The organism is Paraburkholderia sp. BR10936 (genome assembly GCF_040965735.1).
Lineage (GTDB): Bacteria > Pseudomonadota > Gammaproteobacteria > Burkholderiales > Burkholderiaceae > Paraburkholderia > Paraburkholderia nodosa_A.
Window position 1 is genome coordinate 81,786 of sequence record NZ_JBFRCM010000011.1, and the last position, 21,908, is coordinate 103,693.

The following is a 21,908-nucleotide window of genomic DNA, read 5'->3' on the forward strand; positions in this document are numbered from 1 at the left end:
AGATATTGATGACTTCACTCAGGCGTGAAGATTGGTACGACGTGTATCGCGACGTCGAATGGACGCTCTCGTACGTCGACCAGGACGCGGTTTTTCCCGAATGGTTGTCCGGCACCGGTAAGGTGCCCATCGACGCATGGAAGCAGTGGGACGAGCCGTACAAGATCACCTATCCGGAGTACGTTGCGACGCAGCGAGAGAAGGAAGCTTCGGCCTATGCCGTGAAGTCGGCATTGCGACGCTCGTCGATCTTCGAGCAGCTCGACGAGGGCTGGAAGTCGGTGTCGAAAATTCACTACGGCGCGGTCTCGCTGATCGAATACCTGGCGGTGCTCGCGGAATTGCGCATGGCGCGCTTTGGTTTGGCGCCGGCGTGGCGGCAAATGGCGATGTTCGGTGCGCTCGATGAAATCCGTCACGCTCAGCTCGACTTGCTGTTCGCCCACGAATTCATCAGCCGGGACCAGCAATACGATTGGGCGCTCAAGACCTATCACACCGACGAATGGGTGGCCGTAGCCGGACGGGCGGCATTCGACGGCATGATGGTGAATCCGAGCGCGGTCGATATTGCCATTCAATTGCCGTTTACGTTCGAGACGGCATTTACCAACGTTCAGTTCATCGGCTTGGCGGCAGATGCGCTCAGCTCCGCCGACATCAATTTTGCAAACATGATTTCGTCCGTGCAGACGGACGAGGCGCGCCACGCGCAGCAGGGGCATCCTACGATCGAAATACTGATGCGGCACGATCCGAAACGGGCGCAGTGGCTGATCGACAAGACGTTCTGGATAAGCGCACGGCTTTTCGCGGTGATCAGCGGGATTTGTATGGATTACTACACACCGCTGGAGCACCGGAAACTTTCGTACAAGGAGTTCATGGAAGAGTGGGTCGTCAATCAGTATCAGCGCACCTTGCAGGAATATGGTTTGAAGCGGCCCTGGTTTTGGCAGGAATTCATCGATGGGCTCGACGTGTGGCATCACTCGCTCCAGATGGGAATCTGGTTCTGGCGTCCCACAGTCTGGTGGAAGCCGCAGGGCGGTGTGAGCGAAGACGAACGGGCATGGCTGCGCGAAAAGTACCCGCGCTGGGAAAAGGAATTCGGCCCGGGCTGGGACACGATTATTGCGAACATCAATAGCGGGCAGGAAGAGAAAACGCTGCCAAAAACGCTTCCCTGGCTATGCAACTGTTGCCATCTGCCTATCGGTACGGCGGGTGCGCCGAACAACGACCGGTATCCGGTGCGCAGCTATCCGCTCGAACACAATGGCTACACCTACCATTTCTGCTCGAAACCGTGCCGGCAGATCTGGTGGGAAGACAAGGACACAATTCACCAGAAGACGGTGGTCGAACGGCTTCTGGGTGGAGAGGTGCACCCGCAAACGCTCGCAGGCGTTCTCGATTACATGGGGCTCACGCCCGAGGTAATGGGGAAGGATGCAAAGAATTACGCGTGGGCGTACTCGTACCGTGACGATAAAACCGCGGCGCAGGCTTGATATGAATGCAACCAGCACAACGAGCACAACCGGGGCAACCAGCAATACGCAGCCCACCACCCTGGCGATCAACGCGCTATTCATTGGCGACATCGTTACCCAGCTCGTTTTTGTGCGTGATACCGACACCATCGCGGAGGTCGCAGAGAAGGTCGCCGCACAGTCGGTCGGTATCCGGGTGCCGCGCAGAGAGGCGCCGATGGTCGTCTATTTCAACGGCGTCGCGTTGCCGATGAGCGAGACGGTCACAGGCGCCGGTATCGATGCGCTTCAATGCCTGACTGTGCGTTACGCGGAGTGAGCGGAAATGACGCGCTCAACGAACCTGGTGGGACCCGTGCTGCGCATGGTCGACGACGTCGATGCGGTGGTGCGCGCCATCGTGGAGGACAACCCGGATCGGGAGATCGAGCTTGTCGATCGCGGCGCATACATAAGGGTACAGGCGGAAGGGTTTCTTCGCGTGAGCCGGGATTCGATCGAACGGCAGGTCGGAAGGCCGTACCAGATGCGCGAACTGGAGCAGATGCTCGCTTCGTTTGCCGGCCGCATCGAGACGACGTCGGACGAAGTGACATGGCAGTACCGGTCTGATGTCGAACGTGCAACGCATAGGCGCTGAACATAAGGATGCTGATAATGGATGACTCCGCCTCGAATGCGAAAGCGAAACCGTTGCGCACATGGAGTGTGTTCGGCGAGATGCGCCGCGTGCCGAGCGAATATGAAATCGTCACGCACGAAGTGAATTACACGCTGCGCAAGCGCCGAACGGCTGCCTTCGAGTTGAATCCGACCACGCCGGCCAACATGTGGTACTTGACGTATCGCGACAAGTCGCCGGTGCAGGTTGCGGAGTGGAACGAATTCCGCGACCCGGACGAGATGACGTATCGCAAGTACGTAACGACCCAGGACGAACAGGAAAGCGTCATGAAAGGTGTGCTCGACCAATACGAGCGCACGGCGCATGACAGCGACGTCTCGGCGCGTTGGCTGGACACGCTGGCACATGTGCTCATACCAACCCGTTATCCGGTTCACGGGCTGCAGATGACGCAAGCCTACCTGGGCACGATCGCCCCTTCGTCGTACATCACGAATTGCGCTGCATTCGCGGCCGGCGACCTGTTGCGGCGCGGCTCGCTGATTGCGTACCGCACGCGCCAGCTGCAACTCGCGCGTCCCGACGTTCATGTGCTGGTCGACGCGCGGCGCATCTGGGAGGCAGATCTGGGCTGGCAGCCCGCCAGGAAGGCGTTGGAGACCGCGCTGATCACTTACGATTGGGCCGAGTGCCTGACCGCGGTGAATCTCGTGTTGCGCCCGGCGCTCGACGAAGTTCTGCTGGCGCAACTCGGGAACGTTGCGCGCAAGAATCGCGACGACCTGACCTGGCTGCTCCTCACGAACCTGGCCAGGGATTCGGCTCGCGCCGCGCGCTGGAGTTGCGCGCTTGCTCGTTTTGCGATCGCGCGCAACCCGGATAACGTCGGAAGTTTCGCGCGTTGGGTCAAAAAGTGGCGCGGCCGCGCCGAGGATGCCGCCGGCGGCCTCGCGACGTTGCTCACCAGCGTGTCGTCGCCGGGGCAGGAAGAACTGAAGACGCTCGAGGCGGCCCGCAATGCCATTGCGGCGTCCCTGGAGGCGGCCGGCATTACCGAAGACCTGGAGAAGACCGTTGTTGCCGCGAAAAACCCCGCGCAACCATCGGCGTCGCCGCAATACATGGCGCCCCTGCTCAGCGACCCGCTGATCGCACTGTTCGAAAAATACGCTATGGCCCCGGGCGCCAATCCGTGCCGATGGACCGGACTCACGTTCTACCGCTTCGAAAGCGCGGTGGCGCCGCACTGGGATCAGACGGCCTCGCTGGCGTTCTGCATTGTCGTGCAGGGACGCAAACGCGTGACGATCAATGGACGCAGATACTTCTTCGACCCCGCAAACTATTTTCTGATCAATCGAGCGACGCGGTTGCAGGCTGAGATTCTCGAAGGCTCTCCTGCGCAACCGTTTCTTTCGATGATCTTGCAGATTCCGGCGGCGGCGGTCGCCGAAGTGTTGATCGAAAGCCTGCCCGGGCTGGAAGCCCAGGCAGGCACGGATGAGGAGGAAGAAGCCTACGTGTCGAAATTCGACGGCGACCTGCGCGACGCGGTCATACGCTTTCTGAAGACGCTCGACGACGATAGTGAGCGCCGCCTGCTCGGACCGCTTTTTCTGCGGGAGATCGTTTTCCGGCTGCTACGTCAGGACCAGGCGCCGCGCCTCGTGACGGCAGCACTGTACGGAAAAACGTCGCGCAAGGTGTTCGCGGCGATTCGCTATATGCAGTCCGAGTTCAACAAATCGATCACCATCGACGACATCGCCCGTGCGGTGGGGGCGAGCACGTCGACGCTCGCCCATTCGTTCAAGGAGATTATCGGTGTCTCGCCGTATCACTTCCTCAAGCAGTTGAGGCTAGAGCGCGCACGCGTCTTGATGATTCGAGAGGGCTGGGGCGTGAGCGAAGCCGCTGCTCGCACGGGCTATGCGAGTCCGTCGCATTTCGTGAAGGCATTTACCAGCTATTTTGGCGAGGCCCCGAGCCAATACGCGAACCAGTTTCGCGGCAAGCCGACGCTCAATGTGATGGAGACGACCGAACCGGGGACGTAATGGTGCAGGACCCCTCCTGGATCGACGTCATGGACGCCGACGACCTCTGGATCGGCGAAATGGTCGCTGTAGAGTCCGTGCTTGGTCCGCTGCTGATGATCAATATCGACGGTGCGGTTCTCGCGTATGAGAACCGTTGCCCGCACATGGGCGGCCGCCTCAGCGACGGCGAATTCGCCAATGGCGTCGTTGTGTGCCCGAATCACCGGTGGGAGTTCTGTGCACATAGCGGCCACGGAATCAACCCCAGCGGCCCGCAATTGAAGCCGTACCGGGTGCGGATCGTGAACGGGCGCATCCTGGTCGCATCGAGCCAGTCGTAGATTCTTCAGTTCAATTGCCCTAACGATGCGGCGGCCGCGCGTCACGCGTTAGCCGTGCCTCGAATCCCGCGTTGTACTGATACGCCTTGAGCGGCATCCGGCCGCCATGGCGTCGAATCCTGCGAGATTCGCGTGAATTCCTGCAAATGCAAGCCGGCGCGCTGTACGAGCCCGCAACCCTTGCCTTCAATGAAGGCAAGCCGGGCAGGCGGCGAGACATCGTTGATCCGCTTTGCCGGCGCATGCTTCGCGACTCAGGAGGGCACCATGCGATGCTGGTCAGTCTTTGGCGGTTGGCTGCCATGAAACCGCGCCCGACCGCTTCAGCCCGGTCGCCGGGCGCTGCGGGCTCCTTCTCGTTCGGCCCGTTCCGTTTGATTCCCGGGCAGCAATTGCTGCTCGAGGATGGCGCGCCTGTGCATATCGGCAGCCGCGCGCTGCTTCTTCTCACGGCGCTCGTCGAGAATGCGGGCGAACTGGTCAGCAAGAGCGACCTGATTGCGCGCGCGTGGCCAGACGCCGTGGTCGACGAGGGCAATCTCAAAGTCCATATCGCAGCGCTTCGCAGGGCGCTTGGAGACGGCCTGCGCGGAAACCGGTATCTCGCCACGATCAGCGGACGAGGCTACACCTTCGTCGCCCCGGTCGAGTACATCGAGCAAAAGGTGACGGCGCGGCGCAACGGCGCGGCTCTGGCCGCCTGCCGCCTTCCGGCGATACCGACCCACACGATCGGTCGCGCAGACGCCATCGAGAGGCTCGGCGATGCCTTGTCGCGCCAACGCCTCGTGACGGTGGTCGGCCCCGGCGGCATCGGCAAGACGGCCGTGGCGCTGTGTACGGCGCAAGGAGCGTGCGAGAACTATGCGCACGGCGTGAGCTTCGTCGATCTAGGGTCGGTAGCGGAACCGGGCGCATTCATTGCCACCGTTGCCGGTGCGCTCGGTCTAATCATTCGCAGTGCAGATAAACAGTCGGCAATCATGGCGCATCTACGCGAGCGGCAGATGCTGATCGTGCTCGACACCTGTGAACACGTGATAGACGAGGCGGCGCTGTTCGTGGAACAGGTGATGCGAGGCGCACCGAATGTCGCCATTATGGCGACGAGCCGTCAATCGCTGCGAGCCAGTGGCGAGTATTTGCACCGGTTGCTGCCGTTGCCGAGTCCACCCGACGCTGTCGGGCTCACGGCGTCGGAGGCGTTGACGTTCTCCGCTGTCCAGCTGTTCGTCGATCGCGCCGCTGCGGGCCAGCAGGGATTCGCATTGAGCGACGAGAATGCGCCGATCGTCGGAGAAATCTGTCGCAATCTGGACGGCCTGCCTCTCGCGATCGAACTGGTCGCGACACGCTTCGATGCATTCGGTCTGCGCGGGCTGTCCTTGCTGCTCGACGACAACAGACGGTTGTTGAATCAGAGCCGGCGTACGACGCTGTTGCGTCATCGGACGCTCGCAGCCGCGCTCGAATGGAGCTACGAGCTGTTGCCGAGAGTGGAGCGTACGATACTGCGACGCCTTTCCTTGTTCGCGAGTCCGTTTACGCTCGAAGCTGCGAGCGCGCTCGCAGAAGATGGAGAGATCACCACGAGCGATGTGATTGGCAGCGTGGCCCAGCTCGTCGAAAAATCGCTCCTGTCAGCCGACGTGAGCGGTTCGACCACTCGATATCGCTTGCTCAATACCACGCGCGCTTATGCGCTGCAAAAACTTGCCGATGGCGGTGAGCTAGAGCAGATCACACGGCGCTACGCCGAACGGCTTCCCGGTTTGTTCGCGCCGACCGAGGCAAAAACCGCCATGGAGCCACGCAGGAAGTCGCGCGCGAATGATCAGCGAAAGCAATGAGTCTGGTTCGTGGGAGATTGCGCTGGCGGATCGCCGCTGCCTTGCGTCTGTGCCGCTTGCCGGGCAGCGAGGCGGGCTTCGGCCGCCTCGATGTTGAGAGGGAAGCGAAGTTCGGACGCCTGGGTGGGCCAAAAGCCTTCGCTTTCCAGGTCATAGAGATGCTGCAGCACCTCGGCTCGCGTGCATGGACCTGACGCCTGTTGGGCGAGAGAAGCGGCGGGCGATAGTCCGAGCTGGACGACGACTATCGTGAGAATACGCAAATCCATTTCGCTGATCCCGCCGTGTAGACGAAGCCGTCAAGCTGCACTGTCTTATGCCGCTAACTTCCGGTGAACAAGTTGCAGTAACTGTGCGGACCCACACATTCGCCATTGCCTGGTGTATTCCCGTTCTGCATTTGTTGCATACCCGGAGACCCGCTCTGGGAGTCGTTTGCCGGCATGGCGGATTGCGCCTGAGAAAGCACGGGCACCAGAAAGACAAAAAGAATGGTTGCTTTCATGAGCTTCATGTTCATACTCCTCGAGTGGCCTGAATCACGGCAAAGCCATATTCGCATTGCCTGCCCGTCGCGGCTTTCCAGAAAGCGCTGCAAGTTGCGGCTTTGCCCGAATCGGCGCATAGCCCCCCCTCTCTGACAAATCGATTGGCATGTCTTAATATTTAGCGAACGGTTCGCGTAGGCAGTCAACGCGAGTTTCGCGCCAATGTTTTCATGGAGGTCGAGATGAATATCGATTTGAGTGGCAAGAGTGCGGTGGTCAGCGGGTCCAGTTCCGGTATCGGGCTTGCAATCGCAACGGGGCTCGCTGCAAGCGGCGCACTGACGATCGTTAATGGACGCAAACAGCACGCAGTGGACAGCGCCATCGCGCGTATCAAAGCCAGCGTGCCGGGCGCGAACGTCAGCGGCGTGGCGTGTGACCTCGGCACGCTCGAAGGCGTCACTGCGTTTGTCGAGCAGGTGCCCGAAGCGGACATCCTCGTGAACAACCTTGGCTTCTTCGGGCCCGGCGATATCCTGAGCACGGTGGACTCGGAATGGGAGCGCTACTTCCAGGTCAACGTGATGTCGGGCGTGCGCATGACGCGCGCCTATCTCGACGGCATGATGCGCCGGCGCTGGGGCAGAATCGTGTTCATTTCGTCGGAATCGGGACTGGCGATACCGCCCGATATGCTCGCATACGGCTTCACGAAAACGGCCCAATTGAGCATTTCACGGGGCGTCGCAAAGTTCGCCGCAAATAGCGGCGTGACCGTGAACGCGGTATTGCCCGGGCCGACGCTCTCCGAAGGCGCGCTCGATATGGTCGCCGCAACCGCGAAAGCGCAAGGCAAGACGCCGGATCAGGTGCTCAACGAATTTGTCATCAATACGCGTGGTTCGTCGATTATCCGGCGCGCCGCGACGACCGAAGAAGTGGCCAATATGGTGATCTACGTCTGCTCGCAGCAGGCTTCGGCCACGACGGGCGCTGCACTGAAAGTGGAAGGCGGGATCGTCGATACGATCGGCTGACGCACACGCGAGCAGGCATAGCCGGGCCTACCTCGTCCGCCAGGGCGGCTCGGCTTCCTCGACCCTTCTGTCCGGGCGCAAGTAGTCGAACGCGAGCGAGGCCAGTGCCGCCGTCTTGAGGACGGTTTCAACCAGCGAGAGGCAAAAGAACCACGGCGAAAGCGAGTACATACGCGGCAGCGCCATGGCGATGACGATGATGCTCACGGCACAGCAAAACGAAAACACGGCGAGCGCAAGATGGGCGCGGCGCAGTGTCCAGATCACGATGACGGTGAGGATCACTTTGGCGACGAGCAACGCCGCGACAGGAAGCACCTCCGTCTCGCCTGCGAGTTCCCAGCGGGTTTCGAAGAGCGCCCACAGCCAGACCATGACGATCGACGCCTTCGACATCGTTCCCAGCGCAATGCGTTGGGGCAGGGTGGTTTCACTCGTATCGATGTCGACAAAGGAGTGCGGGAATTCTGCGTGTGCAAAGTAACTGTCTTCGGCTTTCATGACAACCTCAACGACTTCGGGTAGAACACGATCGACTACGCGAAGCCAGTATGGAGGCGGTGTAGCAAGTGTTCTTTCTCGATGGACGCGCAAATTGCGCAGAAAAACGGGCCCGCGCGGCCCGGAAGAGAGGCGCGAAGCCCGACGTAGCGTAGCTACCTTTTTTAACCGAAATTTACTGTCATTTCACCGGCGCCGTTTCTAAGCTTTGAGGAACTGCGGCGCGGCGATAGAGGCCTGTGATCGACCGTGGGATTTGCCATGCATGAAAAAGCGTACGCGGCGGAGTGCGAAGCCGTTGAAATCCATTGCACGAAGGAGTCGGAGGCAGACAAGCGTGGCCGCACGTTGTTTGCCCTTGCGCTCGGGAGCTTTTGCATCGGCACCTCGGAGTTCGCGAGCATGGGCATTCTGCAGCTCTTCGCGTCGGACCTCGATATCAGTATTCCGCGCGCGACCCATGCGGTCACGGCCTATGCGTTTGGCGTCGTCATTGGCGCGCCGGTGTTGACGTTGGCGGCGGCAAGGCTGAACCGGCGAACGCTCTTGCTGATCCTGATGGCGGTGTTCGCCGCGGGCAACCTGCTTTCCGCCGCGGCGACCCATATCGGCATGCTCGCAGTCGCCCGGTTCATCAGCGGTTTGCCACAAGGCGCGTATTTCGGCGCCGGCGCTTTTGTGGCGTCGTATATCGTTGGGCCCGGCGCGTCGGGCAAGGCGTTTGCATTCGTGATGACCGGGCTGACGATAGCGACGATATTCGGTTCGCCGCTCGCGACATTCCTCGGGCAGACACTCGGCTGGCGGGAAACGTATATTGCCGTCGGCGTGCTGGCGCTGCTCGCGCTTGCCGCGTTGTGGGCCTGGGTGCCGGTGAACGATGCGTTGAATGGCGGCCCGTTGAAGCAGGAACTCGGCGCGCTGCGCAAGCCGTCGGTCTGGGTCATGATGAGCGTCGCCGCGCTGGGTGTCGGCAGTATCTTTGCGGTCTACACGTTCATTGGACCCTTCGTTACCGACGTCGCCAGGTTGCACGCATCGGCGATTCCCGTTGCACTGGCGCTCTTCGGTATCGGCATGACGCTCGGCAATGCCGCGGGAGGGCACATTGCCGACAAGCACAACGCGATGGGACTGTTATTGGGCTTCGGTTCTGCGCTCGTCGTATTAGCGCTGCTGGCGCTGTTCGGCGACTCGGTGTGGGTGCTGATGCTTTCGCTGCTTGGTATCGGTGCGACCATGATGGGCGCCATTCCGACCATCCAGGTTCGTCTCACGGCACTCGCGCCTGAAGCCGCGACGCTGATGGGGGCCATGAATCTCGCTTCGCTGAACGTCGCGAATGCGCTTGGCGCCTGGGCCGGGGCGCTGGCGATCGGAGCCGGGTGGGGCCTGCTGTCCGCGGTTTGGGCGGGTTTTGCGTTGACGCTCGCGGGGCTGCTGGTTTTCGCCTTCACGTTTGGCGCGCGCCGCCTGGTCTGAATGGAAGTGAACTAAAGAAGGCGCGGGGCTTCAATCCGCGCGTGGAGACCTCGCTTTATCAAGCGCACATTTGACGCTCCTTGCGACGATATCGAAGTCCGTAGGTTTGGGCAGGTAGGCCAGCGCGCCGTTGGCGAGGACAGCGGCTTCGTCGCGTGCGGTGGGATAGCCCGTGAGGAAGATGGTGGGAGGCGCGTAGCCGTTGGCCAGCAGGCAGGCATGCATTTCGATGCCCGACATGCCCGGCATACTGACGTCGCTGATCAGACAGTTTGTTTGGCTAACGGCGCCCGAATCCAGAAACGCGGCCGCGGATTCGAATGTCAGGACTTCCCAACCCATCGACCGTATGGCGCTCGCCGTTGCAATGCGCATGGATTCGTCGTCTTCGACTATGGAAACAAGGGCGACAGGCGTCACGATGTGCACCTAATGGGGAACAGAAGATCTGCCTCGTAGACTAGTCCGACAAACAACTTTCGATAACCATACGTTCGTATAATATCGGCTGTCATCTGGCCGGTTTGGAGTTTTAGCGCGCTGCTACAATGGAATCGGGGTAGAGTCGTCGGTCCTTAATCGTTTTCTTACGTATGCAGCGTACGCTGAGCGGTGCAATCGCCTGCCGCGACACGCGAGCGTCGTGACGCCCGAGGAAAGTCGGATGACTATCATGGCCAGGTCGACTACAGCGGACAACAGCGGCACGCCAGGGCCGTCGGTTGTCTATGTGATCGACGACGACGAGGAAATGAGACTCGCGCTAGGCGGCCTGCTTCGCTCGGTTGGACATCGTGTGGAGCTTTTCGATTCGCCGCACGCGTTCGTCAATTTTGCGCGCGACGATGTGCCGAGCTGCCTCATTCTCGACGTGCGGCTGAAGGGAGAAAACGGGCTCGCGTTCCAGCGGTCGATAGCGAAAATCGCGCCGCATATTCCGATCCTTTTCATCTCCGGTTATGCCGACGTCGAGATGTCGGTCAAAGCGATGAAAGCAGGAGCGGTGGACTTCTTCACGAAGCCGTTTCGTGAGCAGGACATGCTCGATGCGGTGGCGCAGGCGCTCATGCGCGACGCGGCACGCCTCTCTTCGGACTCCGCACTGGCCGAACTGCGCCAACGTTTCGAAGCGCTCACGCCGAAAGAGCACGAGGTGCTGGAGTTCGTGCTAGCCGGTCTGCTGAACAAGCAGATCGCCGAGGAAATGCATGTCAGCGAGATCACGGTGAAATTGCATCGCGGACAGGTCATGCGCAAGATGGGCATTCATTCGGTGGTCGATCTTGTCCGCCAGGCGCAAATGCTGGGCGTAGTGCCTCGCACGCCGACACGCCGCCGCTCATAGCACACCATCGTCTGATCCATTGCGCCGATTCACGCACGCGCCAGAAATAATTTTTCTTGAGTTAAACGAAAGTATTAGACAGAAGCGCTTTCCACGTCACGCCACAGCCGCTCGTATGGCTGGTATTGCGTGCGACGCGGCGGTATCGTTCGGACAACTACCAGGGAGACTCATACCAGAGTGGGAGTCAGAGATGAGTATTCGAAGCAGTTTGTTGAACGGTCCGCTGGGATTTGGCGCCGCCCCACTCGGGAACATGTTCCGCAATATTCCCGAGGAAGAAGCGCTGGAAACGGTCGAGTCGGCGTGGCAGCAGGGTGTACGTTATTTCGATACCGCACCGTTTTACGGCGCAGGGCTTTCCGAGTTGCGTATCGGCAAAGCGCTGTCGAAGCACAAACGCGACGACTATATTCTCAGCACCAAAGTCGGCCGCCTGATTCTCGATGAAGTCGAAACCGGCGAGCGGGATTTTGGCGAAAAGGGCGGACTGTTCGAATTTGCACTGCCGAACAAGATTCTCTACGACTACTCAGAGCGCGGCACCATGCAATCGCTCGAAGACAGCATGAAACGTCTTCAGGTCGATCGCATCGATTTCGTCTGGGTCCACGATATCGCGCAGGACTTCCATGGCGACGCGTGGCTCAAGGAATTCGAAGTGGCGCACACCGGCGCATTTCGCGCGTTGTCGAAGCTGCTCGACGAGGGCGTCATCAAAGGTTGGGGCCTCGGTGTGAATCGCGTCGAACCGATCGAGTTGACGCTCGGGCTGGCTGATGCGAAGCCCAATGGCATGCTGGTGGCGGGGCGCTATACGCTTCTGGATCATGAAGTCGCGCTGCAGCGGTTGATGCCCGCCGCGCTCGAGAAAGGGGTCGACATTGTCGTGGGTGGCCCGTATAGCTCGGGCGTGCTGGCCGGCGGCACGCATTTCGAATATCAGAAGGCTTCACCGGAAATCCTTGCAAAGGTCGCGCGAATTCGGGCGCTCGCGGAACGCTACGCGATTCCCGTCAAGGCAGCGGCCCTGCAGTTCGTGCTCGCGCATCCAGCCACGGCCGCGGTCATACCGGGCGCGAGCCGGCCCGAGCGTATCGCGGAAGACGTCGCCGCGCTGAAGGTGCCGATTCCTCATGACTTCTGGCGCGAGATGCGGGAGCAGGGCCTGGTATCGCCGCTGGCGCCGTTACCCATCGACAGCAAGTAGGGGGACATCATGGCGGAAGCTTTCGCAGCGCTCGAAGTCGCGTTGCCGGCCGCAAAGGTCTGGCAATTGATCGGTGGGTTCGGTTCGTTACCTGACTGGTTGCCCTATATACCGAAGAGCGAATTGACTGATGGCGGCCGTGTGCGTCATCTCGCCAATCCAGCTGGCGATCCGATTGTCGAGCGCATGCTTTCGTTTAGCGAAGCTTCGCGCAGCTACAGCTATGCGATCCTGAAAGCGCCCTTTCCAGTGAGCGATTATGTTTCGACATTGAGCGTGGTGGAGAAGGGTGCAATGACCTGTCGCGTGGAGTGGTCGGGCAAGTTTGTGCCGGTTGGCGTGACGGAGCAGGAAGCGTCGCGCCTTTTCGCGCAAATCTATGAAGGCGGACTTGACGCGCTCAAGGCGCAATTGGCAAAGCACACATGATTCCGGCACATACGGCCTAAATAACTATCCTCATACCGATGCGCCGTATACGAGGTTGTGTGGCGCCTCACTGATTTGATTGCGCTAACGGGTTCGCATGGCGGTGGCGATAACGCCGGTATATATTAGCTTTGTCGAATCCCTTTGGGGCACTTCAGTGAGCGATAAGCATGCGGTCACCCACGGCGGTGAGGCGCCAACGGTCTTCCTGGTCGACGACGACGACGACGTCAGGGAGTCGCTCGAGCAATTGCTGAGGTCGGTGGGAATAAAGGCAAGTGCGTTCTCACGCGGCGAGGCGTTGATCGACGCGTTCGAAAGCGGCACTATTCGCAGTCCCGCGTGTATCGTGCTGGACGTTCGCCTTCGCGGCGCGAGCGGGCTGATGGTGCAGCAGGCACTTTCGCAGCGCGGCATTGCGCATCCCGTCATTTTCATCACGGGTCATGGCGACATCGTGATGACAGTGAAAGCGATGAAGGCCGGTGCGGTCAATTTCCTCACCAAGCCCGTGCGCGACCAGGATCTGCTCGAGGCGATAGCGGAAGCGGTCGACCTCGATCGGCGACGGATCGAGGATGTCGCGGCGGCGCAGGACGTCAAAAGCCGCTGGCTCGAATTGACGCCGCGCCAGAGGCAGGTCATGCATTGCGTTGCTTGTGGCGCATCGAATCGCGAGATCGCCGACGAGTTGGGCATCACGGAAATCACGGTGAAGATCTATCGCGGCGAGGGCATGCGACGCCTCGGAACAAAGACCCTCAGCGAGTTCCTCTCCAAGGCGGAGATGCTCGGAATCATCGACGGGACGTCGCACGATCTGCTCCGCGCTAATTGACGAACCTGGGGCGGCGCATGCAGCCGCCGCCCGAACCCCGAACCACGCACATCAGTGGCCGGCTTCGCGCATACGCACGTTGTTGGTCACGTTCGACACGCCCGGTACGCCGGCGGCAGCCGTGCCGGCGAGCTGGATCTGATCCTCATCCGGTACCGTCCCGTCGAGCGTGATTTTGCCGCTGCGCGCGACGACGATGATGCCGCCCGCGTCAAGATCCTTGGTCTTCGTGAGCGTGCGCCTCACCTGGTTTTCGAGTTGGCGATTCTGGGCCCGGATGGTCTCTTTGCTGACCGTTGTCGATGTGGGCGCCGACGCGTCGGTTTGAGCCAATGACGGGCCGACAGCAAGAGCGGAAGTGACCGTCAAAGCCACGATGGGCAAAAGCTTGCGTAAGAACATCGCTGTGCTCCTTGGAAGAAGGAGGGGTTACGCCCCGTGAGAATGGCGTCTGAACATCGCCCTCCAGGAGCATTTTCAGCTGTTTCGTTTGCCGAAGTCTTTCCCAATCGCACCGCATTTTAAGCGGCGCATCACTTTCGATCACCCTGGCGCCAGCCGACCGCGATACTACGACGCTTTACCACTTTTAACTTCCTGTCCCGGTGCACGGGTGGCATATTGGACTCAACACCCGGCGTTCAGTTGATCATTCGGCTTGCCCATTCATTCATGATGGATGCGGTCTATTCAAATTATTCGACACGCAGACGCGAGAGGCAGATTCATGGTCGAGATCGTTCACCCGGGGCAGATCTTGCTCAGCAAGCTCGATGGATTTCGTCTGGAATTCGCGGACTCGAATGCTCGCGCCGATATTGTGTTGCAGCGGCCGCCACTCAATATCGTGAGCCTCGAAGAGCGTGAACAATTGCGCGTGGTGTTCGAGGCACTGGACGAAGACCCCCGTGTTCGCGTGATCGTCCTTCGCTCGGCGGGTGAGCATTTTTCCGGGGGCGGTGATCTCAGCGGACTGGCCGAAGCCTCTGCTGAGCGCATTTCGCGGCTGGCGTGGAGCGTATCTGCGCCTGCGCGCTGCGGCAAGCCCGTGATCGCCGCGAATCGCGGCTACTGCTTTGGGGTGGGATTCGAGCTGTCGCTGGCCTGCGATTTTCGTCTTGCAACTGAGACGACGTTATATGCGTTGTCCGAACGCAGACTCGGCGAGTTGCCGGGATCGGGAGGCGCGGCCCGGCTCAAGAAAATGGTGGGAACGTGCCGCACCAAGGATATCGTGATGCGTTCGCGCCAGATTCCCGGGCCGCAGGCTTATGACTGGGGCATTGCGACGGAGTTCGTGCCAGATAGCGATCTGGAGAGCGCCACCGACGAGATGGTGTCCGAATTGCTCGCGCTCTCGCCGTCGGCGCAGCGCGCGGCGAAGCGCCTTCTGAACGCCATCGACGACACGTCGCTATCGATGGGGATCGCATTGTATGGCCATCTCAACGGCAGGCTGCATGTTCCCGGCGAGTATCGGGAAAGAATGGAAGCGTCCGGCGAGAAGTGATGGCCGGTTGCAGCATGTGCTCAATGATTCTCGAGGTCCAGCTTATGAATATCAGCGTTTTCGCGAGCATCGTCCCCAGGCCGGAGCATGTTGAGGACGTGGAGGAAGAATTGCTCAGGATGGTGAGCGCGTCGCGCAAGGAGCCCGGCAACTTGCGTTACGACCTCTATCGCATTTCGGAAGGGCCAACGAGCTTCCATTTGTTCGAGACCTACGACGGTCCTGCCGCAATGGATGCGCACAGGGCGAGCGCGCACTATCAGAACTATCGGGCCAAGGTCGTGAACTGGCTGCTTTCTGCACCGGACGTCAAGGTGCTGACCGCGCTCGAAGCCGCCAGTTAACCATATTGTCTGTGCTCACTCGCTTTCAAAGAGGTCTCTGAAGCGGCGAGGCTGCGAGCGCAAATAGGGCTTCGGCGCGCGAACATGCGCGCCAAGGTCCGCCGCGGCATGCCAGGGCCAGCGCGGGTCGTAGAGTATCGCCCGGGCCAGCGCAATAAAATCGGCGTCTCCGGTCGACACGATGGCGTCGGCTTGCTCGAAGCCCGTGATCAATCCAACTGCGACCACCGGCATCGAAACGGTTTCCTTGACCGCACGCGCGAGCGGCACCTGGTAGTTGGGTCCCACTGGAATCTTTTGGTCGGGGTGCAGGCCGCCGCTGGTGACGTGGATGGCGTCACACCCGCGCGCTTCGAGCGCCGCGGAAAATGCGATGGTCTGCTCGATATCCCAGCCGCCTTCGACCCAGTCGGTGCCCGATACGCGCACGGTGATCGGCTTGTTGCGGGGAAAGGCTTCGCGAACCTCGTCGAATACTTCGAGCGGAAAACGCATGCGGTTTTCGAGCGTGCCGCCGTATTCGTCGGTGCGCCGGTTCGAGAGCGGCGAAAGAAACTGGTGCAGAAGATAGCCGTGGCCGATATGCAGCTGAATCAGGTCGATGCCGATGCGATGTGCGCGATGCGTCGCGGCGACAAACGCGTGACGCACACGGCGAAGCCCTTCGTGATCGAGTTCGACAGGTGGAACGTAGTTTTCTGCATACGCCACCGGCGAGGGCGCTTCGGTTTGCCAGCCGAGCGCGTGGTCAGGCGGGAATTGAGCGGGCTTTTTCCACGGCACCTCCGTTGAGGCTTTACGCCCGGCATGACTCAGTTGAATGCCGACGGGGACGTCCGAGCAGTGACGGATCGCCTCCAGCGTGCGCCGCATCGCGGCTTCCGTCTGGTCGTCATAGAGCCCCACGTCCGCATAGGTGATACGGCCTTCGGGCACCACGGCCGTCGCTTCGATGGTGAGCAGCGCCGCGCCGGAGATGGCCAGGTGGCCCAGATGCACGACATGCCAGTCGTTCATGCAGCCGTGCTTCGCGGAGTACTGGCACATCGGCGCGATGATGATGCGGTTTGCCAGTTCGAGATTGCCAACTCTCATCGGCATAAACAAGGCAGGGTTCGCCAAGATGGCCTCCGTACGCGTAGACGTGAAACAGGCAGGGACCAGGATAATGCGGCGCGTGGCAGACGCATAGCCCTACGATGGGTTCGAAGCGCTCGCGCAATCCGTATAAGGCTTATACCAAGGTTTAGGGTCCCGCCGATTCGAGTTTTGCGAGGCGGGTGCGCCGATGGTCGATTCGTTCGCGTCGCGCGACGATGCTTCCCATACGAACGTATAGTGCCTGCACGGCGGGCGGCGATTGACGTATGCCATGGTAGCGTGGACTTGCCTTCAGCGGACGACTACTCTGAAATCGTCGTGAGGAGTGCCGGCATGTGGCTCACGCGGCGGGTCTTCTGGAGTCAGTAAACATGTATCAGTCTGAGAAAGTGACGTTACACAACTGGATCATCGTTTGCAGCGATGCGTATATGGAATTTACCTTCGTCCCGTGGCTCGGCCGAAATGTCTATCGGCGCACTGTCGACTATCGGGACGTCTGCATGCAATAGCCGACGTATTCCCCGCGTGAAATAGGTTGGACAGGTCATGGCGCAGCCTGCGTGTCATTCCAATGAAAGCCACCTCTGAGGATCTCACCATCTTCGTCAGCGTTGTCGAATCGGGTTCGATTACAGCGGCGTCGCAAAGCCTTGGCCTTGCCCCCTCGGCGGTCAGCCGTACGCTGTCGAAGCTGGAAGAGAAGGTCGGTGCGACTCTGCTCAACCGCACGACGCGCCGCATGCATCTCACGGAGGAAGGCGCGTTCTACCTCGGCCATGCCAGGGAAATTCTGCACCGCATGGAAGACCTCGAAGAGCGTCTCACATGGCGCCTGCAAGCGCCGGTGGGAAGGTTGCGCATCAATGCCGCGTCCGCTTTCATGCTGCATGCGATCGTGCCGCACATCGGGGAATTCCGCCGTATTTATCCCGACATCGAACTCCAGCTCAACACGAGCGAATTCAACATCGACCTGTTGGCCGAGAGCACCGATATTGCAATTCGCACGGGCGCGTTGAGCGATTCGACGCTGCGCGCGCGGCCGTTGGGCGCGGTGCAAATGCAGGTGGTGGCCAGCCCCGAATACATCGTTCGCCACGGCGAACCTGCGAGTGTTCAGGGCCTGGCCGGCCACTTGCTGATTGGCTTCACGGAGCGCGAGTGGCGCAACGTCTGGCCCATGCGCAGCGCCGACGGAAAGTGTCTTCAGGTGCGTCCTGCCTTGAGCGCCTCGAGCGGCGAGACGATCCGTCAACTGGCGCTGGCGGGGCAGGGTATCGCCTGTCTTGCCAACTTCACGACCGCGCAGGACATCGCCGCCGGCCGCCTCGTGAAACTGACGTTCGAGGCCTTGAACAACGAGCTGCAACCAGTGCACGCGGTGTTCTACCGCAACTTGACGCTCTCCATCCGCATTCAGTGCTTTCTCGACTTCATTCAGTCACGCCTGAAAAACACGCTCATTGCGCTCGACTGACCCTGGGAGCCGGTGTGGACAATCCGCTGATCTTCGGCTTCGCGCTGGTGGCCATCGACGTCGCGGTGTGGCGCAGCGCCGTGCCGCGCAACGAAGTGGCGAGACTCCTCACGCGACTGTGCATCTATGGGGCGCTGAGTGCGCTGCTGTTCAGTTCGGGGCTGAGTCCTTTCTCCCAGCCGCCGTTCGAAGGCTCTCGCGCGCTGCATGTGGCGGGCGCGGTGCTCGAGATCATCTGGTGGCTGACCGGCGCGCGCCTTTTGAGCATCGTGCTCGATACCCTGTTCCTGCCGGAGACGTGGCGCCGTCAACGGCTCTTCGAAGACGTATTCGGCGCGGTCGCGTTTCTTGCCGCCGTGGTCGCCTCGCTGGCCTTCGTTCTCGAACTGCCGGTGCGTGGTCTCGTTGCCACGTCTGGCGCGCTCGCGATCGTTCTGGGCCTCGCGATCCAGAGTACGCTCAGCGACGTCTTTGCGGGCATCGTGATCAATACCACCGAGCCATATGAAGTCGGCAACTGGGTTTCCATCGACGGCGTGGAAGGCAAGGTGCTGGAGATGAACTGGCGCGCAACGCATTTGCTGACCGGGCAGGGCGACGTCATCATCGTGCCGAACGCCGTGGCCGCGAAGGCGAAGATCACCAACAGCAGCCGCCCCGCGGCGCTGCACGGCCTGACCATCACGCTCGAAATCACGCCCGAGGCGCGGCCCGGTGTCGTACTCGATGCGCTACGTCTCGCGCTCGAGGGCGTGCGCGCGGTGCTCGCCGACCCCGCGCCGTCGGTGCTCGTGAAGGGGGCGAGCGTCCAGTCGCTCTCGTACGAAGTGACCGCCTTTGTCGACGACATGGGCAAGAAAGCCGCGGTGTCCAACGAGCTTTACGATCTTTGCTATCGGCATCTCGCTGCGGCCGGGGTCGACCTCAGAGCCCCCGGCGATTCCCGCCCGCGCGACCCGACGGCGGGCTCGGGCGATGGGCGCATCGACGTGCTGCGCCGCGTTCAACTGTTCGCCGCCTTGCCGCTCGAAGAACTCGCGCGACTCGCACAGGCGCTGTCCTGCCACGCCTACGAAGCGGGCGAGGTGCTGATCACATCGGGCAGCGTGTCCGACGCGCTCATGATCGTCGATTCCGGCGTGCTCTCTGCGGTGACCAGCAAAGGCGCGGAACAGATCGAGGTGGCGCGGTTCGGCCCGGGCGAAACGTGTGGCGAAGACGGCTTGCTTGCAGGCCTCGCGGCACGCGTGACGGTCACGGCTCTCACGAATGGCGTGATCTATCGCGCCAAGAAAGACGCGCTGACGCCCCTCTTCAAGAACTACCCGCACATCGTCCAGTCGATGTGCGGACTGCTTTCACGCCGTCAACAGACCCTCGACCGGATGGGCACGTCAAAGCCCGCCGCCCAGTCGGAAGAGTCGTTCTTTCAGTGGCTGATCGACAGGGTCCGCGAGCTGCATGACCTGACGTTTTGAGTCGCGCAACACGGCATCGGCGTTGTCCCCTTGCAAGGTCTTTTGCGCACTCGCAGGGGATCCGGCGCGAATCAGCCTGTTTGATTATCGTTAGCAGTGCGTCACACGACACGGTACGGATATTCGAGGGGCGACATGCCACGATCCTACGATAGCCTCACGCTGGACGATGCGAAGAAGATGGTTGGCGCCGCCGAGGCGCGAGCCACGAGCCTTGGCATCGCGTACAACATCGCGGTGGTCGACGCGGGCGGACATCTGATCGCGTTTCTTCGTCAGGACGGCGCGCTGATCGGCAGCATCGATCTTGCGATCGACAAGGCAGCGACCGCCCGGATCTTCGACACGGCGACCGCCGATCTGGCGACGCTCGCCCAGTCGGGAAAGCCGCTCTACGGCATACAGGAATCCAACGCCGGCAAGGTGGTGATCTTCGGCGGAGGCATTCCGATCGTTTTCAAAGGGAACGTCATTGGCGCAGTGGGCACGAGTGCGGGAACCGTCGAGCAGGACATCGAGGTTGCCGAGGCGGCGCTCGCCGCGCTCGCCTTCTGAACGCTCATGGCGAATTGAGGCATCGATGGAAAACGACCAACCGGAAATGACCCGCTCGACGGATACCGATGCGCCGATCTCGGTGCTGTCGAGCCCGCAGGAGCAGATGTTTCCGCTGCTGCCGGAGCGCGAAATCGAAAGGGCGCGCGCGTTCGGCACGGTGATGCAGTGGCGGGCCGGCGAACTGATGTTCTCGATGGGACACCCGGCTCCCGGCCTCGTCGTCATGCTCGAAGGGCATGTGCGTGTGATCCGGCGCGATGCGCTGGGCCGTGTCCATCGCACCTTCGAGTATCGTCCGCGTCAGTTCATGGGGGAGATCGCGCAGCTGTTCGATCATCCGTGCCTTGGCGACGGCGTCGTCATCGAAAACACGACCGCCATCGTGATTCAGTCGGAGGATCTACGCAGGCTGCTTGTCATGGAGGCCGAACTGGGCGAGAAGATCATGCGCGCGCTGATTCTACGGCGCGTCAGCTTGATCGAGCGCGGCAGCGGCCCCGTGCTGATCGGCGAATCGACCGACGCCCGCCTGATCGCGCTGCAGGATCTGCTCAGACGAAACTCGTATCCGTATTCGCTGATCGACGCGCGCGAAGATCCCGAAACCGTGTCGCTGCTGCAACGCCTCTCGGCAACCGAGGCCGATTTCCCGGTCGTCGTCTGTCCGGACGGCACGGTGCTGCGCGCACCGGATGAGAGCGAGCTTGCGACGCGTCTTGGCTGGCTGCCCGATTTCGACCCCGGGCATGTCTACGACGTGCTCATCGTCGGTGCCGGGCCCGCCGGGCTGGCGGCGGCCGTGTACGCGGCTTCCGAGGGTTTGTCGGTGGCGATGTTCGACAGCTGGGGCCCCGGCGGGCAGGCCGGCACGAGTGCCCGGATCGAGAACTATCTGGGCTTTCCGGCCGGCATTTCCGGAGAGGCGTTGACCGGACGGGCCTTCATGCAGGTACAGAAGTTCGGCGTCCATATTTCGATTCCGACGCGCGTCACTTCGCTTTGTTGCGATGGCGTCCCGCTCGCGGTGGGGCTCGACGGCGGCAAGCGCATTGCCTCGCATACCATAGTGATTGCCTGTGGCGCCGTCTACGCGAAACCGGACATCGAAGGCCTCGAGCGCTTGACGGGCCGGGGCGTGTTCTTCGGATCGTCGCCGGTCGAGGCGAAACTGTGTCAGGGGCTGGAAGTCGTGGTCGTGGGCGGCGGCAACTCTTCCGGACAGGGTGTGGTGTATCTGGCGTCTCATGCCCGGCATGTGCACCTCATCGTGCGCGATCACAGTCTTGCGGAGCATATGTCGCAGTACCTGATCGACCGGATCGCCCGGCTACCCAACGTGACGCTCCATACCGACACGCAAGTGACCTCCCTCGCCGAGGACGATGGTGGGCTCGCCGGTGTCAGGTGCGAAGGCGCGCAAGGTGAACTTTCATTCAGCGTACGGCATCTCTTTCTCTTCACCGGCGCACAGCCGAACACCCAATGGCTCGACGGGTGCCGCATCGAGACCGATGCCAAAGGCTTCGTGCTGACGGGCACAGAGGTGCATGGCGCGCGCGACGAAGGCGGCCACACCCTGGAAACGAGCGTAAGCGGCGTGTTCGCGATCGGCGACGTGCGCTCGGGATCGACCAAGCGCGTGTCGGCCGCGGTCGGCGAGGGCGCGGGCGTGGTGCCGCAAATCCACGGCGTCCTGCCCGAGCGGCAATCGCGCGCGCGGGAGGCGATCCGGCGGGTCGTGTGACCATGCTGGTAT

General features: G+C 61.3%; 24 protein-coding genes. 18 read left to right on the plus strand and 6 right to left on the minus strand.

All coding sequences use genetic code 11. The annotated features are described in order from the left end of the window. Positions 1–8: 8 nt before the first annotated feature. From AB4Y36_RS22665 to AB4Y36_RS22690, 6 genes are all read left to right on the plus strand, one after another. A complete protein-coding gene (locus AB4Y36_RS22665; protein WP_368684125.1) occupies positions 9–1,514 on the plus strand; it encodes a toluene monooxygenase in 1,506 nt (501 codons plus the stop codon). Position 1,515: 1 nt separating this feature from the next. Beyond that, positions 1,516–1,815 (plus strand): toluene-4-monooxygenase system B family protein, encoded by a 300-nt coding sequence (locus AB4Y36_RS22670; protein ID WP_368684126.1) that lies wholly within the window; start codon positions 1,516–1,518, stop codon positions 1,813–1,815. A gap of 6 nt (positions 1,816–1,821) precedes the next feature. Continuing rightward, positions 1,822–2,136, plus strand: coding sequence for an MmoB/DmpM family protein (locus AB4Y36_RS22675; protein ID WP_368617867.1), 315 nt, complete (start codon positions 1,822–1,824; stop codon positions 2,134–2,136). Positions 2,137–2,153: 17 nt separating this feature from the next. Beyond that, complete coding sequence (locus AB4Y36_RS22680; protein WP_368684127.1) at positions 2,154–4,178, plus strand: AraC family transcriptional regulator N-terminal domain-containing protein; 2,025 nt, start codon at positions 2,154–2,156, stop codon at positions 4,176–4,178. Further along, positions 4,178–4,501, plus strand: a complete 324-nt coding sequence (locus tag AB4Y36_RS22685; RefSeq protein WP_368684128.1) for a Rieske (2Fe-2S) protein — start codon at positions 4,178–4,180, stop codon at positions 4,499–4,501. The genes AB4Y36_RS22680 and AB4Y36_RS22685 overlap by 1 nt, the downstream gene beginning before the upstream one ends. Positions 4,502–4,803: 302 nt before the next feature. After that, a complete protein-coding gene (locus tag AB4Y36_RS22690; RefSeq protein ID WP_368684129.1) occupies positions 4,804–6,351 on the plus strand; it encodes a winged helix-turn-helix domain-containing protein in 1,548 nt (515 codons plus the stop codon). Here the strand turns inward: AB4Y36_RS22690 and AB4Y36_RS22695 are convergent. Continuing rightward, a complete protein-coding gene (locus AB4Y36_RS22695) occupies positions 6,336–6,620 on the minus strand; it encodes a DUF4148 domain-containing protein (protein WP_368617871.1) in 285 nt (94 codons plus the stop codon). The genes AB4Y36_RS22690 and AB4Y36_RS22695 overlap by 16 nt on opposite strands. A 53-nt stretch (positions 6,621–6,673) precedes the next feature. Next, entirely contained in the window at positions 6,674–6,865 is a 192-nt protein-coding gene (locus AB4Y36_RS22700) for a hypothetical protein (protein ID WP_368617872.1), read from the minus strand. A 216-nt stretch (positions 6,866–7,081) separates the two neighbouring features. On the opposite strand from AB4Y36_RS22700, the gene AB4Y36_RS22705 reads away from it, so the two are divergent. Then, positions 7,082–7,876: an SDR family NAD(P)-dependent oxidoreductase gene (locus tag AB4Y36_RS22705; RefSeq protein WP_368684130.1), complete on the plus strand. Its 795-nt coding sequence runs from the start codon at positions 7,082–7,084 to the stop codon at positions 7,874–7,876. Positions 7,877–7,903: 27 nt separating this feature from the next. On the opposite strand, the gene AB4Y36_RS22710 is transcribed toward AB4Y36_RS22705, so the two are convergent. Then, positions 7,904–8,377 (minus strand): hypothetical protein, encoded by a 474-nt coding sequence (locus AB4Y36_RS22710; protein WP_368684131.1) that lies wholly within the window; start codon positions 8,375–8,377, stop codon positions 7,904–7,906. A gap of 261 nt (positions 8,378–8,638) precedes the next feature. Here AB4Y36_RS22710 and AB4Y36_RS22715 point away from each other — a divergent pair, with 261 nt between their 5' ends. Next, on the plus strand, positions 8,639–9,859 hold the full coding sequence (locus tag AB4Y36_RS22715) for an MFS transporter (RefSeq protein ID WP_368684132.1): 1,221 nt from the start codon (positions 8,639–8,641) through the stop codon (positions 9,857–9,859). Positions 9,860–9,889: 30 nt separating this feature from the next. Here AB4Y36_RS22715 and AB4Y36_RS22720 read toward each other — a convergent pair whose 3' ends face one another. Further along, entirely contained in the window at positions 9,890–10,279 is a 390-nt protein-coding gene (locus AB4Y36_RS22720; RefSeq protein WP_368617876.1) for a response regulator transcription factor, read from the minus strand. Between the two features lie 253 nt (positions 10,280–10,532). On the opposite strand from AB4Y36_RS22720, the gene AB4Y36_RS22725 reads away from it, so the two are divergent. The 4 genes from AB4Y36_RS22725 to AB4Y36_RS22740 all read left to right on the plus strand — a co-directional run bounded on the left by AB4Y36_RS22725 (position 10,533) and on the right by AB4Y36_RS22740 (position 13,681). After that, positions 10,533–11,204 (plus strand): response regulator transcription factor, encoded by a 672-nt coding sequence (locus tag AB4Y36_RS22725; protein WP_368684133.1) that lies wholly within the window; start codon positions 10,533–10,535, stop codon positions 11,202–11,204. A gap of 193 nt (positions 11,205–11,397) precedes the next feature. Beyond that, positions 11,398–12,414, plus strand: coding sequence for an aldo/keto reductase (locus AB4Y36_RS22730; protein WP_368684246.1), 1,017 nt, complete (start codon positions 11,398–11,400; stop codon positions 12,412–12,414). Positions 12,415–12,423: 9 nt separating this feature from the next. Then, the gene (locus tag AB4Y36_RS22735) at positions 12,424–12,843 is read left to right on the plus strand and encodes an SRPBCC family protein (RefSeq protein WP_368684134.1); all 420 of its coding nucleotides are present in this window, start codon (positions 12,424–12,426) and stop codon (positions 12,841–12,843) included. 97 nt (positions 12,844–12,940) lie between these two features. Continuing rightward, positions 12,941–13,681, plus strand: a complete 741-nt coding sequence (locus AB4Y36_RS22740) for a response regulator transcription factor (RefSeq protein WP_368684135.1) — start codon at positions 12,941–12,943, stop codon at positions 13,679–13,681. 51 nt (positions 13,682–13,732) lie between these two features. Here AB4Y36_RS22740 and AB4Y36_RS22745 read toward each other — a convergent pair whose 3' ends face one another. Then, positions 13,733–14,083, minus strand: coding sequence for a BON domain-containing protein (locus tag AB4Y36_RS22745; protein WP_368684136.1), 351 nt, complete (start codon positions 14,081–14,083; stop codon positions 13,733–13,735). Between the two features lie 325 nt (positions 14,084–14,408). Here AB4Y36_RS22745 and AB4Y36_RS22750 point away from each other — a divergent pair, with 325 nt between their 5' ends. Both AB4Y36_RS22750 and AB4Y36_RS22755 read left to right on the plus strand, forming a co-directional pair. After that, positions 14,409–15,191 carry an enoyl-CoA hydratase/isomerase family protein gene (locus tag AB4Y36_RS22750; RefSeq protein WP_368684137.1) on the plus strand — a complete coding sequence of 261 codons (783 nt, stop codon included), beginning with the start codon at positions 14,409–14,411 and terminating at the stop codon, positions 15,189–15,191. A gap of 44 nt (positions 15,192–15,235) precedes the next feature. Next, positions 15,236–15,535, plus strand: coding sequence for a putative quinol monooxygenase (locus AB4Y36_RS22755; protein WP_368617881.1), 300 nt, complete (start codon positions 15,236–15,238; stop codon positions 15,533–15,535). Between the two features lie 15 nt (positions 15,536–15,550). On the opposite strand, the gene AB4Y36_RS22760 is transcribed toward AB4Y36_RS22755, so the two are convergent. After that, positions 15,551–16,630: an NADH:flavin oxidoreductase/NADH oxidase gene (locus AB4Y36_RS22760; protein ID WP_368684138.1), complete on the minus strand. Its 1,080-nt coding sequence runs from the start codon at positions 16,628–16,630 to the stop codon at positions 15,551–15,553. A gap of 580 nt (positions 16,631–17,210) precedes the next feature. On the opposite strand from AB4Y36_RS22760, the gene AB4Y36_RS22765 reads away from it, so the two are divergent. From AB4Y36_RS22765 to AB4Y36_RS22780, 4 genes are all read left to right on the plus strand, one after another. Continuing rightward, positions 17,211–18,116, plus strand: a complete 906-nt coding sequence (locus AB4Y36_RS22765) for a LysR family transcriptional regulator (RefSeq protein ID WP_368684139.1) — start codon at positions 17,211–17,213, stop codon at positions 18,114–18,116. Between the two features lie 14 nt (positions 18,117–18,130). Then, a complete protein-coding gene (locus AB4Y36_RS22770) occupies positions 18,131–19,594 on the plus strand; it encodes a mechanosensitive ion channel domain-containing protein (protein ID WP_368684140.1) in 1,464 nt (487 codons plus the stop codon). Between the two features lie 135 nt (positions 19,595–19,729). Continuing rightward, a complete protein-coding gene (locus AB4Y36_RS22775) occupies positions 19,730–20,149 on the plus strand; it encodes a heme-binding protein (RefSeq protein WP_368684141.1) in 420 nt (139 codons plus the stop codon). A gap of 25 nt (positions 20,150–20,174) precedes the next feature. Next, entirely contained in the window at positions 20,175–21,896 is a 1,722-nt protein-coding gene (locus AB4Y36_RS22780) for an FAD-dependent oxidoreductase (RefSeq protein ID WP_368684142.1), read from the plus strand. Positions 21,897–21,908 lie beyond the last annotated feature (12 nt).